Source organism: Sulfitobacter sp. M368 (assembly GCF_025141875.1).
Classification (GTDB): Bacteria; Pseudomonadota; Alphaproteobacteria; order Rhodobacterales; family Rhodobacteraceae; genus Sulfitobacter; species Sulfitobacter mediterraneus_A.
The window spans coordinates 3,711,600-3,723,069 of record NZ_CP081113.1 but is presented as its reverse complement, the minus strand read 5'-3'; the positions used below and the strand labels follow the sequence as shown (position 1 = coordinate 3,723,069).

General features: G+C 58.9%; 12 protein-coding genes. 6 read left to right on the top strand and 6 right to left on the bottom strand.

What is annotated here, in order from left to right; all coding sequences use genetic code 11:
• Positions 1 to 67 precede the first annotated feature (67 nt).
• From K3754_RS18385 to K3754_RS18375, 3 genes are read left to right on the top strand one after another with little or no spacing between them, the layout of a single operon-like run.
• Positions 68 to 652 carry a DUF1285 domain-containing protein gene (locus K3754_RS18385; RefSeq protein ID WP_259939326.1) on the top strand — a complete coding sequence of 195 codons (585 nt, stop codon included), beginning with the start codon at positions 68 to 70 and terminating at the stop codon, positions 650 to 652.
• 6 nt (positions 653 to 658) lie between these two features.
• Positions 659 to 1,408 carry a hydroxypyruvate isomerase family protein gene (locus K3754_RS18380; protein WP_259939323.1) on the top strand — a complete coding sequence of 250 codons (750 nt, stop codon included), beginning with the start codon at positions 659 to 661 and terminating at the stop codon, positions 1,406 to 1,408.
• Positions 1,405 to 1,638: a DUF2798 domain-containing protein gene (locus K3754_RS18375; protein ID WP_259939320.1), complete on the top strand. Its 234-nt coding sequence runs from the start codon at positions 1,405 to 1,407 to the stop codon at positions 1,636 to 1,638. The genes K3754_RS18380 and K3754_RS18375 overlap by 4 nt, the downstream gene beginning before the upstream one ends.
• On the opposite strand, the gene K3754_RS18370 is transcribed toward K3754_RS18375, so the two are convergent.
• The 3 genes from K3754_RS18370 to K3754_RS18360 all read right to left on the bottom strand — a co-directional run bounded on the left by K3754_RS18370 (position 1,635) and on the right by K3754_RS18360 (position 5,448).
• Positions 1,635 to 2,252 (bottom strand): glutathione S-transferase, encoded by a 618-nt coding sequence (locus tag K3754_RS18370; RefSeq protein ID WP_259939316.1) that lies wholly within the window; start codon positions 2,250 to 2,252, stop codon positions 1,635 to 1,637. The genes K3754_RS18375 and K3754_RS18370 overlap by 4 nt on opposite strands.
• Before the next feature lie 83 nt (positions 2,253 to 2,335).
• Positions 2,336 to 5,137 carry a DNA polymerase I gene (polA, locus tag K3754_RS18365; protein WP_259939312.1) on the bottom strand — a complete coding sequence of 934 codons (2,802 nt, stop codon included), beginning with the start codon at positions 5,135 to 5,137 and terminating at the stop codon, positions 2,336 to 2,338.
• Positions 5,138 to 5,268: 131 nt separating this feature from the next.
• On the bottom strand, positions 5,269 to 5,448 hold the full coding sequence (locus K3754_RS18360) for a zinc-finger domain-containing protein (protein ID WP_203209715.1): 180 nt from the start codon (positions 5,446 to 5,448) through the stop codon (positions 5,269 to 5,271).
• A 227-nt stretch (positions 5,449 to 5,675) separates the two neighbouring features.
• On the opposite strand from K3754_RS18360, the gene gpmI reads away from it, so the two are divergent.
• From gpmI to K3754_RS18345, 3 genes are read left to right on the top strand one after another with little or no spacing between them, the layout of a single operon-like run.
• Positions 5,676 to 7,193: a 2,3-bisphosphoglycerate-independent phosphoglycerate mutase gene (gene gpmI / locus K3754_RS18355; protein WP_259939309.1), complete on the top strand. Its 1,518-nt coding sequence runs from the start codon at positions 5,676 to 5,678 to the stop codon at positions 7,191 to 7,193.
• Entirely contained in the window at positions 7,178 to 8,320 is a 1,143-nt protein-coding gene (locus K3754_RS18350) for a murein hydrolase activator EnvC family protein (protein WP_409202363.1), read from the top strand. The genes gpmI and K3754_RS18350 overlap by 16 nt, the downstream gene beginning before the upstream one ends.
• Before the next feature lie 2 nt (positions 8,321 to 8,322).
• Entirely contained in the window at positions 8,323 to 9,657 is a 1,335-nt protein-coding gene (locus K3754_RS18345) for a S41 family peptidase (RefSeq protein WP_259939306.1), read from the top strand.
• Between the two features lie 62 nt (positions 9,658 to 9,719).
• On the opposite strand, the gene K3754_RS18340 is transcribed toward K3754_RS18345, so the two are convergent.
• The 3 genes from K3754_RS18340 to K3754_RS18330 form a co-directional block, all read right to left on the bottom strand.
• Complete coding sequence (locus K3754_RS18340) at positions 9,720 to 10,454, bottom strand: hypothetical protein (protein ID WP_259939304.1); 735 nt, start codon at positions 10,452 to 10,454, stop codon at positions 9,720 to 9,722.
• A gap of 1 nt (position 10,455) precedes the next feature.
• On the bottom strand, positions 10,456 to 10,938 hold the full coding sequence (locus K3754_RS18335; protein WP_259939301.1) for an RNA polymerase sigma factor: 483 nt from the start codon (positions 10,936 to 10,938) through the stop codon (positions 10,456 to 10,458).
• A 165-nt stretch (positions 10,939 to 11,103) separates the two neighbouring features.
• Complete coding sequence (locus K3754_RS18330) at positions 11,104 to 11,469, bottom strand: hypothetical protein (RefSeq protein WP_203209720.1); 366 nt, start codon at positions 11,467 to 11,469, stop codon at positions 11,104 to 11,106.
• Position 11,470 lies beyond the last annotated feature (1 nt).

The window sequence follows — 11,470 nt, the reverse complement described above, 5'->3', positions numbered from 1 at the left end:
CAAATTCTCTCTCTGGTTTATATCGGTTAGTGTAAGTGTATCTCTCTGACAGGAAATGGCAAAAGCAATGAGCGGACAAAAAACCGTTACCCCCTCCGCAGAAGGCATCCTTGCCTCTGCAAAAGCCGCCAAAACCCGCGGATTGCCGCCGCTTGAGAAATGGAACCCCCCCTTCTGCGGGGATCTGGATATGCACATCCGGCGCGATGGGACTTGGTTTTATCAAGGGACACCGATTGGGCGGCCGGAATTGGTCAAATTGTTCTCAACGATTCTCTGGCGGGAAGAGGACAAGTATTACCTCGTCACACCGGTGGAAAAGGTCGGGATCACAGTCGAAGACGCGCCTTTTGTTGCCGTCGATTTTGAGGTTGAGGGGACAGGCAAGGATCAACAGCTGCGGTTTGTTACCAATCTGGAAGACGCAGCATTGGCCGGGCCGGACCATCCGATCCGCGTCGTGCGCGACCCAGAAACGGGGGAGCCGTCCCCCTATGTGTTGATCCGCCGGAATCTGGAGGCGCTGATTGATCGCAAAAGTTTTTATCGGCTTGTCGATATTGGCGCTCATCATGATGGCTGGTTCGGCCTTTGGTCAGGCGGGGAATTTTTTGGGATTATCCCGTCGGATGAATTGCCGGACGGGTCGTAAGGCGTCATGAAGTCAGCCGCGAACCTGAGCCTTCTGTGGCCGGAATTGCCCTATCAAGACCGGTTTGCCGCCGCCGCTGCTGCTGGGTTCAGAGCGGTGGAGGTTTTGTTTCCTTATGGGCCGGACACTGCCATCACCAAGGCTGCGTTGAAGGAGCAGAGGCTGGAACTCATCCTGCTCAATGCCCCGTCGCCGCTGTCAGACCCACGCGGGTTTGCAGCGCAGGTGGGCGGCGCGGCGGCGTTTCGCGCCGATATGCAGACGGCCTTTGACTGCGCCACCTCTCTTGGCGCGTCGTTTATTCATGTCATGACCGGTGAGGCCGCAGGTGACGCGGCGAAAGCCACGTTGATCGACAACCTGCGCTGGGCGGCAGATGCAGCACCCGACGGGATCACCCTGACGATTGAGCCGTTGAACCCGGTATCGATGCCTGGATACTTTCTGAATGACTACGCATTGGCTGCCGGTATTCTGGACGCGGTCGAGCGTCCCAATGTCGCACTGCAATACGACAGCTTTCATGCTCAGATGATCCACGGTGACGCGGTCCGGGTGTTTGAAACCTACCGTGATCTGATTGCCCATGTGCAGATCGGCGATGCGCCAGAGCGCAGTGGGCCGGGCACGGGTCTTGTCGATTTCGCATCGCTCTTCAATGCGTTGCGGGTGGCTGGCTATAAGGGTTGGATCAGTGGTGAGTATCATCCGGGTCGTCCCACAGAAAAAACACTAGACTGGATGACTGCCCTATGATCCCCGCACGATTTGCCCCTGTCCTGTTTGGATTTATCCTGTCCGGCCTCATGTCCTTGATGGTGTCAGGCATCGCGACTTATCGGGCATTTGGTTTTTCCGAGGCCTTTGTGCCCTCATGGATGGGCGCTTGGGGGACAAGCTGGTTGGTGGCCTTTCCCGCAGTGCTGATCGTGGCGCCCGTCACCCGGCGATTGGTGGCGGCACTGGTCTGCAAGCCCCAAGCCTAAGGGAAAAAGGTCGGCGCATCGCCTTCGGCCCATTTGGGATATTTGCCCATGATCGCGGCAAAACGGTCTGACCTGAGAAAACGCTCCAGCCATGCTTGAAGGTTTGGCCATGGCTGGGCGTCGAACCATGGCTTGTCGATGAATGCGAACTGCCGAACGAAGGGCAGAATCGCGAAATCGGCCAGCGTGGGGTGATCAAAGATCCACTGATCTATCACGGCATCCAGTTCCGTGAGGAACGCGGCCGCCTGATCGCGATGCGCCGAGGGCTCTTCATCAGGGTAGCGGGTCGCGTATTTTGTGCGATCCAGCGCATGTTTGAACGGCCCGTCCGCCCGTGCGACCCACTCATGTCCCGCGTTGGACATATTGAGCCATCCTTCCGGATCACGGCGGCGCAGCGCCCAGAGCATGATATCGAGGCTTTCGTCAATCACGCCCCCTTCGGTGACCATACAGGGCACCGTTCCGCTGGGTGATGCATCAAGAAAGGCGAGCGCCTTGTCCCGCAGGACAATCTCGCGCAGTTCCGTGGTGGTGCCGCTGACGGCCAACGCCAGACGCGCCCGCATGGCATAGGGACAACGTCGAAAGGAATAGAGGATCGGAGTCATGGGTATGGGTTAGCGGAAAAATGGAGGGGAGGCCATGGCGGCAGGTCCGATGTCAAGTGCAAAGCACGGCGGGCGGCGCCTCCCTAATGCGCCTCGGCCCAGTTCGCGCCTGTTCCCGCATCCACGGTCAGCTTCACATCCAGTTTCACCACCGGATCATTGGCGTTTTCCATAACCTCGCGTGCCGCGGCGATCAGGGTGTCCTCGGCCCCTTGCTCCACCTCAAACAGCAGTTCGTCATGCACCTGCAACAGCATCGTTGCGGGCAGATCGGCGATGGTGTCCGGCATCCGGATCATCGCGCGGCGGATCACATCGGCGGCGGTGCCTTGGATCGGCGCATTGATCGCGGCGCGGGCGGCAAAACCGGCATGCGGACCCTTGGCACCGATGTTGGGTGTGTGGATCTTGCGGCCAAACAGGGTTTGGACATAGCCGTGTTCTTTGGCAAACGCCTTGGTGTCATCCATGTAGGTGCGAATGCCGGGGAAGCGTTCGAAATAGCGGTCGATGAACCCCTGCGCCTCGGACCGGGGAATGCGCAGATTGCGGGCCAGACCAAAGCCGGAAATACCATAAATCACACCAAAGTTGATCGCCTTGGCGCGGCGGCGCACCTCTGGTGTCATCTCGTCCATCGGCACGTCAAACATCTCGGAGGCCGTCATCGCGTGAATGTCGTCACCACGGGCAAAAGCTTCCTTGAGGGCGGGAATATCCGCGATATGAGCCAGAATGCGCAATTCGATCTGGGAATAATCCAGAGCGACCAATGTCTTGCCTTCTTCGGCGACAAAGGCCTCGCGGATGCGGCGGCCTTCCTCCGTGCGGATTGGAATGTTCTGTAGGTTCGGATCGGTGGAGGCCAAACGCCCTGTCGATGCCCCCGCGATGGAATAAGACGTGTGCACGCGGCCCGTGTCCGGGTTGATGTGGGTTTGTAGTGCATCGGTATAGGTGGACTTCAACTTGCTGAGTTGTCGCCAGTCCAGAACCCGCGCAGGCAAGTCATGCTCGGTGGCGAGATCTTCGAGGACATCAACGCCGGTGGAATACTTGCCGTTCTTGCCCTTCTTGCCACCCTCGATACCCATTTCATCAAACAGGATCTCGCCAAGCTGCGCGGGGGAGCCAACGTTGAACTTACGGCCGACAATCTCGTAAATTTCGTCTTCCAGCCCTGCCATTTTCTGTGCAAAGGCGTTGGACATCCGGCTTAGCGTATCGCGGTCCACATTGATCCCGGACCGCTCCATCGCGGCCAGAACCGGCACCAATGGCCGTTCGAGCGTCTCATAGACTTTGGTCACTTCGGCGCGGTGCAACTGCGGTTTGAGGAACTGCCACAAACGCAGGGTAATATCGGCATCCTCTGCGGCGTATTTTACGGCCTCTTCCAATGGAACCTTGTCAAAGGTGATGGCGGATTTACCGGAGCCAAGCAATGGTTTGATCGGGATCGGCGTATGGCTCAGATACCGCTCTGAAAGGGTGTCCATCCCGTGATTGTGCAGACCCGCGTGCTGCGCGTAGGACATCAACATCGTGTCATCGAAAGGCGCAACAGTGATCCCGATCTGGGCAAAGATCTTGGCGTCATACTTCATGTTCTGCCCGATCTTGAGGATGCTCGGATCCTCCAACATCGGGGTCAACATCTGCAAAGCCTGTTCAACCGGCATTTGCCCTTCGGCCAGATCGTCTGAACCGAACAGATCATCACCGCCATGGGCCTTATGGATCAACGGGATATAGCAGGCCTTCCCCGGTTCCGTTGACAGCGAGATTCCGACCAGTTCGGCGGTCATCTCATTCAGGCCGGTGGTTTCCGTATCAACCGCGACATAGCCGACCTCGTAGATTGCATCGATCCACTTTTGCAGGGCATTCGCGTCTGCGACATGTTCGTATTTCGCCGCATCAAACGGCACGTCATCGGCTTGCGGCGCATCTGGCAGGGCGGGGGATGTCTCAGCAATCACCGGCGCTTCGCGGCCCAGAACCTCTGCCACACGCTTGGACAGGGTGCGGAACTCCATCTCGGCAAGGAACCCAAGCAGGAGATCTGCGTCCGGTTCGCGCACTTCGAGATCATCAAGGGTGAAATCCAGCGGCGTGTTTTCGTCCAGCAACACCAGCCGGCGGGACAGGCGGATCTGCTCGGCGTGATCAATCAAGGTCTGGCGGCGCTTGGGTTGTTTGATCTCTTCGGCGCGGGCAAGAAGGGTTTCAAGGTCGCCATACTCGTTGATCAACAGTGCAGCGGTCTTGATCCCGATCCCCGGCGCGCCGGGCACATTGTCAACCGAATCGCCCGCCAAAGCCTGCACATCGACAACTCTTTCGGGAAAGACGCCAAATTTCTCAAATACCCCATCGCGGTCGATGGTTTTGTTTTTCATCGCGTCGAGCATCTCAACGCCTTCCCCGACAAGCTGCATCAGATCCTTGTCAGAACTGATGATGGTGCAGCGCCCACCCGCCGCGCGGGCCTGAACGGCGAGCGTGGCGATGATGTCGTCCGCTTCGAATCCTTCCTTTTCTTTACAGGCGATGTTGAAGGCTTCGGTCGCAGTCCGGGTCAGCGGAATTTGCGGGCGCAGGTCTTCTGGCATCGCCTCGCGGTTGGCCTTGTAAAGATCATACATCTCGTTGCGGAAGGTATGACTGCCCTTGTCAAAAATCACTGCGGCATGGGTGGGTGCATCAGGCCCGGTGTTCCCTTCGACATAGCGGTGCAGCATGTTGCAAAATCCCGCGACCGCCCCGATGGGCAAGCCGTCAGATTTGCGCGTCAGCGGCGGCAGGGCGTGATAGGCGCGAAAGATAAAGGCAGAGCCGTCAATCAGATGCAGGTGGTGGCCTTTGCCAAATGTGCCGGACATGAATGGCTTCCTCTCGCAGGTTTATGTGTGACATGACGCATCGGGCGCTGCCTTTGGGCACGCGCCACTGTCGTCTGATCATGTCTAGAATACGCCGTGCGGCCCCCGCCGCAAGCGTGAGTCGGCCGGATTCAGACTTTGCCTTCAAAATCGCTGTGCACGAATTTGCAGTCGCAATAGCCACATTCGACATAGCCGGTGTCGCGCGGGATTTGCAGCCAGACACGCGGATGGCCAAGCCCCCCTTCGCCGCCGTCACAGGCAACGCGGTAGGTGTTCACGATCCGGGTTTCGGGCGCTTGCTGGCTCATGTCTTGCGGTCCTTGGCTCAGGGCTGAATGCTGATCTCTTATGCCCAATGCCGGGCGTCAGAACAAGACCCGCTGTCAGGCAAACCGGCAGCGGCAAAAAGCCTCGGGATGGATGCAGCGCCGCTGAAAATCCGCGCATCTGACAGCGCATGCAGGAAAATGGTTCACCCCGGCGCGTCCAAGGGGTAAAAGGCCACAAAACAAGGCGCAATCGGAGCAGTCCCAGCATGAGAACCCCAAAACCCGTGGTATTGTGCATCCTTGACGGATGGGGGCTCAGCGATGTGAAGGACGGCAATGCGCCGTTTTTGGCCAAAACACCCACCGTAGACCGGATCATGCGCGATTGCCCCAATGCGACCTTGATCACCCATGGGCCAGATGTTGGTCTGCCGCGCGGGCAAATGGGCAACTCCGAAGTGGGGCACACCAATATTGGGGCGGGCCGCGTGGTGGCCATGGATCTGGGGCAGATTGATCTGGCCATCGAGGAAGGCACCTTTGAACAAAACCAGCGGCTTGTGGACTTCATCGCCGCGATGACGGCCAGCGGCGGCACGGCGCATCTGATGGGCTTGGTGTCTGATGGCGGGGTGCATGGTCATCTGGCGCATATGATCGCGGCGGCAAAGGTGCTGGATGACGCGGGCGTGCCAGTTGTGATCCACGCCTTGACCGATGGCCGCGATGTCGCGCCGCGCTCTGCCAAAGGGTTTTTCGAAGCGCTTGAGGCGGCATTGCCGAAGGCGGTCAAGGTTGTGACTGTGACAGGCCGCTATTACGCGATGGACCGTGACAACCGTTGGGACCGTGTTGAGAAGGCGTTTGATGCCATTGCCCGTGGACAGGGATTGGCGGCTGATGATGCACAAAGCGCTGTCGATGCCGCCTATGCACGAGATGAGAATGACGAATTTGTGCAGGCCACGGTGATTGACGGCTACAAAGGGGCGCAAGACGGCGACGGATTTTTCTGCCTCAACTTCCGCGCCGATCGCGCGCGCGAAATCATGGCGGCTCTTGGCGATCCGGCGTTTGACGGATTTGATGCAGGCGAGCGCCCAAATTGGGCGGGCTTGATGGGCATGGCGGCCTATTCAGACCAACACACAACCTATATGACGACGGTCTATCCCAAGCCGGAGATCATCAACACTTTGGGCGCTTGGGTGGCGAAGCAAGGCTTGCGCCAATTCCGACTGGCCGAGACGGAAAAATATCCCCATGTGACATTCTTCCTGAACGGTGGTGAGGAAACGCCATCAACGGGCGAGGATCGTTTTATGCCAAAATCGCCTGACGTGGCGACCTACGACCTGATGCCGGAAATGTCATCGGCAGAGGTCACTGACCGTTTCGTCGCAGCGATTGAGGATGGCTATGATTTGATCGTCGTGAACTACGCCAACCCCGACATGGTGGGCCACACAGGCGATCTCGATGCGGCGATTGCGGCTTGCGAAGCGGTGGATGCTGGTCTGGCGCGGGTCTGCGCCGCGCTGGAAAAGGTGGGCGGTGCAATGGTGCTGACGGCGGATCACGGCAATTGCGAAATGATGATCGACCCCGAAACCGGTGGGGCGCACACCGCGCATACCCTCAACCCTGTCCCGGTGGCCCTGATTGGCGGGCCGGACGGGGCGCAGCTTGCAGATGGGCGGTTGGCCGATCTTGCGCCGACGCTGTTGCACCTGATGGCAATGGAGCAACCAGACGAAATGACGGGGGCATGCCTGATCTCATGATCCGCGCAGCATTCCTTTCACTGATGCTCTGGCCCATGGCCGGTCTGGCGCAAACCGATGCGGCGGATCAGGCGCGGGCGGCCTCTGCCGCATTGGAGGAGGCATCAGGCCTGCTTGACGATGCCGATGGCGCCCGCGACCGGGTCAAGGCGTTGACTGAAACGATACAGGCGTTTGAAACAGGTCTCGGTGCGATGCGCGAAGGACTGCGCCGTGTCGCGATCAAAGAGGCGGAGCTTTCGACCAAGCTCAACGCGCGTGATGGCGAGGTGGCGCAGCTTTTGGGGGTATTGCAAAGCATTGGCGGCAATCCCTCCCCTGTCACCTTGCTGCATCCTGGTGGACCAACTGGAACCGCGCGGGCCGGCATGTTGCTGGCCGAACTCACGCCGGCATTGAACCGCCGTGCGGACGGGCTGCGCCGCGATCTGGAGGATGTGCAAACCCTGCGTGCGCTACAAACCGATGCGGCAAAGCGGTTGCAGGATGGCTTGACCGAAGTCCAAGCCGCCCGCACCGCCCTGAACGAAGCGATGGCAAACCGCACCGACCTGCCTTTGCGCTTTACCGAAGATCCCGTGCGCACTGCGATCCTGATCGCGTCCACCGAGACGCTGGACGGGTTTGCCAGCGGCCTGTCCGAGATCGTCACCAATGAGGTCGCGCCAGCCCCGGCAAAACTGGACGGAATGGCAGGCGATCTGCCCTTGCCTGTGCAGGGCCTGGTGCTGCATGGCGCCGGTGATGTGGATGCGGCGGGGGTCAAACGCCCCGGTATCATCCTGGCCACTCGGCCACAGGCGATTGTGACGACGCCAACAGCTGCCACTGTCCGTTATACGGGGCCACTGCTGGAGCTGGGCAATGTCGTGATCCTTGAACCACAGGCCGATGTGTTGTTTGTGCTGGCCGGTCTGGACGTCGTTTATGCCAAAACCGGCGAGGTGATCGCGGCAGGCACCCCTCTTGGTCTCATGGGGGGTGGTCAGGCGGCGCAAGGCACGTCATCCTCACCCCTTCGTGAAGGCACTGGCACTGACCGCTCAGAAACGCTCTATATAGAAGTAAGACAAGACAACATTCCACAGGACCCCAGCGATTGGTTCCGAACCGACAAGGATGGATAAGAATGAAGAAGTTTGTGATGGCAGCCCTTGGCGGCACAGTGGCAGGTGTAATTGCAACCACCCAGATCGCCGCGCCTCTGCTGGCGCAAGAAAGCGCCAAGACCGAAAACGTCTATGAGCAGCTTGATCTGTTTGGTGACATTTTCGAACGCATTCGCGCCCAATATGTGGAAGACGTGGACAGCAGCGAGCTGATCGAAGCGGCAATAAACGGAATGCTGACCTCGCTTGATCCGCATTCCAGCTATCTGTCCCCCAAAGACGCGGCCAAGATGCGCGAACAGACCCGCGGCGAATTTGGCGGGCTGGGCATCGAGGTCACGCAAGAAGACGGCTTTGTCAAAGTGGTCTCGCCAATGGATGGCACGCCGGCCTTTGAGGCGGGCATCGAAGCAGGCGATTTTATTACACACGTAAATGGTGAAAGTCTCTTGGGTCTGGTTCTGGATGACGCAGTCGAGATGATGCGCGGGCCGGTCGGGTCCGAGATCGTGATCACCGTGGTGCGCGAAGGGGAACAAGAACCCTTTGACGTGTCCATCATCCGCGACACGATCCAACTGACCGCCGTACGCGCCCGCACCGAGGGCAACACAGCGGTGCTGCGTCTGACCACATTCAACGAACAAACCTACCCCAAGATGAAAGAAGGGCTTGAGGACCAGATCGAAGCGGCCGGCGGCATCGACGGGATCAATGGCATTGTGCTGGATCTGCGCAACAATCCGGGTGGTCTGCTGAATCAGGCAATCGCGGTGAGCGATGCTTTCCTCGAAGAGGGCGAAATCGTCAGCACCCGTGGCCGCACGTTGGAAGATGGCGACCGCGTCAATGCCACGCCGGGCGACCTGTCGATGGGCAAACCCATTGTGGTGTTGATCAATGGCGGCTCTGCCTCGGCCTCAGAGATTGTCGCAGGTGCGTTGCAAGACCACCGCCGCGCGATTGTCATCGGCACCAAGAGTTTCGGCAAAGGGTCGGTTCAGACGGTCATGCCTCTGCGCGGCAATGGCGCGATGCGCCTGACCACGGCGCGGTATTACACCCCCTCGGGCCGGTCTATTCAGGCGCTGGGTGTGTCACCTGACATCGTTGTGGCGCAACCTCCGGCCAAACCCGAAGAGGACGAGGCGGATACACCGGCTCGCAAGCGCCGGTCCGAAGCGGATCTGCGCGGCAGCCTGAACAATGACAGCCTGACCGACGACCAGATCAAACAGATCGAAGAAGATCGCGCCAAAGCGGAAAAAGCCGCCGAACTGCGCGAAGAGGATTATCAACTTGCCTATGCCATCGACATTCTCAAAGGTCTGTCGGCGCTGGGTCCGAAGAACTGATCTGACCCCCGCGACAACAAAAGCCCGCCATCATGGCGGGCTTTTTTGCTTTGGATGCAAAGCTAGAGTAAGGCCGCAAGACCCGTCGACAACGCTTCTGTCCTGGCCGTATCCCCGCCACCGATCAACAAATAGCCGATGCCGTTCTCAACCCAGCTTACCCCGGCCATGTCGAACATGACGGTTGTTTTTGGTCCGCGATCCGGTCCGCTCACCGACTTCAGGCAGAGCGCCATCGGGGTGCCGTCCTCTGCCAGATAGGCCATCTGCAACAGGGGAGATCCGTTCAGCCCCAGCATCTGGGCGCGTTTAAAATCCAAACCCGAAACAGACAATGCCTCACTCAGGTCCACGCCAAATGCCTCTTTGGCGCGGGCCAGAACCTGCGCTGTTTCGGCGGGCGGCTGAACAGCGTTCTCCAGCGTTTCAGTGACATAAAGCGCCTGATAGGAGGCTATGGTCGCAATCCATCCGGTGTTCGGGGCCGGACGCATGAAATTGGTAACCGCAACGCCAATCACAAAAGACGCGGCAATGGCCGACGCCACCCAAATGCCGCGCGATGGTGACGGGGCAGAGCCCGCCAGATGCGCTGGCAACGCAGGTGCATCCAGAACTGCAGGGTTCATCGACAGCTTCAGCAGCTTCATCGGAACCGCAAGATTGTCCAACCGCGCGGCAATCAGCGCGTCAGCCTTGGCCGCGGATTTGATCTGCGCCGCCTTTTGTTTGTCCAACTCGCCATCCAGATACGCGGTCAGTTCCTCGTCTGAAAATGATGTTCTGTTCTCGCTCATCTCAGGCTCTTTCATCCGGAAACTTCTGCGCGATGGATTTGCGGGCGGCGGCCAGACGGCTCATCACTGTGCCGATCGGGATCTCCAACATTTGTGCCGCATCTTTGTACGCATAGCCCTCTACGTAGACGAGCAAGACCGTCTCGCGTTGGCTTTCTGGCAGGTTCCTTATCGCGTTAAACACTTCACCGGTGAAAATATTCGCTTCGCTGCTGGCTGTGTTGGCGGTGAGCTCCACCTCTTCCACTGGGACCAGCCCATTGCCGCGTCGCACGGCCTCGCTGCGCAACTCATTCAGCCAGATCCGCCGGGTCAATGTGAACATCCACCTGTCCAGATGCGTGCCCGGCTCAAACTTGCCTGCATTTTCCAACGCTCGCGTGCAGGCCTTTTGTGCCAGATCATCCGCCGCTGCGCGGCTCCCGCTGAGCATCAGTGCAAACCGCCACAAACGCGGATAAAGGGAAGGAAGCCCCTCGCGCACAACACTTTGACTGTTTTTCTTGACGGACCAGCGGATGGCGGCGCCTCTTTGGCAATTACAAAATCAGCGGCGCGGCTTTGACATCAAAGCGCGGGCCATGCTGCGGATAGTACAATCAGGAATGGCATTTTTTCAAACTTAATAAAGCGGCGCCGGAAAGCTGTTCTAGGCGGTTTCAACACAATGGCGGCGGAAGGCGCTTTTGAGCATGTCCAATTCTGCACGCAGCAGGTCCATCTCGGCAAGGATGTCGTCCGACAGGACCTCGCCTGCGACCAGTGTCATATGGCCCAGTTTGCGATCCTGCGTGCCGTCCCGGATCAGCAACGTATGAACTCCGTCTGCGATCATTTCCTTGGGGATCGGAATGGACAGCATCCAGTGATCCGCCTTTGCATCATGGGCCAAGACAATATCCTGGATCTCGACATCCTGATGGGTCACGACAATCTGCGGCTGGGTGTCGCCTGCGCCGGTGATAATCCCCTGCCAGACCCCCTGCCGCATCTTGGTTTTGGTCAATTTCAACATT

What these genes read in the sequence shown, in the direction of transcription:
- K3754_RS18385 (WP_259939326.1), top strand. Translation starts at nt 68, where the DNA reads ATGAGCGGACAAAAAACCGTTACCCCCTCCGCAGAAGGCATCCTTGCC.
- K3754_RS18380 (WP_259939323.1), top strand. Translation starts at nt 659, where the DNA reads ATGAAGTCAGCCGCGAACCTGAGCCTTCTGTGGCCGGAATTGCCCTAT.
- K3754_RS18375 (WP_259939320.1), top strand. Translation starts at nt 1,405, where the DNA reads ATGATCCCCGCACGATTTGCCCCTGTCCTGTTTGGATTTATCCTGTCC.
- K3754_RS18370 (WP_259939316.1), bottom strand. Translation starts at nt 2,252, where the DNA reads ATGACTCCGATCCTCTATTCCTTTCGACGTTGTCCCTATGCCATGCGG.
- polA (WP_259939312.1), bottom strand. Translation starts at nt 5,137, where the DNA reads ATGTCCGGCACATTTGGCAAAGGCCACCACCTGCATCTGATTGACGGC.
- K3754_RS18360 (WP_203209715.1), bottom strand. Translation starts at nt 5,448, where the DNA reads ATGAGCCAGCAAGCGCCCGAAACCCGGATCGTGAACACCTACCGCGTT.
- gpmI (WP_259939309.1), top strand. Translation starts at nt 5,676, where the DNA reads ATGAGAACCCCAAAACCCGTGGTATTGTGCATCCTTGACGGATGGGGG.
- K3754_RS18350 (WP_409202363.1), top strand. Translation starts at nt 7,178, where the DNA reads ATGCCTGATCTCATGATCCGCGCAGCATTCCTTTCACTGATGCTCTGG.
- K3754_RS18345 (WP_259939306.1), top strand. Translation starts at nt 8,323, where the DNA reads ATGAAGAAGTTTGTGATGGCAGCCCTTGGCGGCACAGTGGCAGGTGTA.
- K3754_RS18340 (WP_259939304.1), bottom strand. Translation starts at nt 10,454, where the DNA reads ATGAGCGAGAACAGAACATCATTTTCAGACGAGGAACTGACCGCGTAT.
- K3754_RS18330 (WP_203209720.1), bottom strand. Translation starts at nt 11,469, where the DNA reads ATGTTGAAATTGACCAAAACCAAGATGCGGCAGGGGGTCTGGCAGGGG.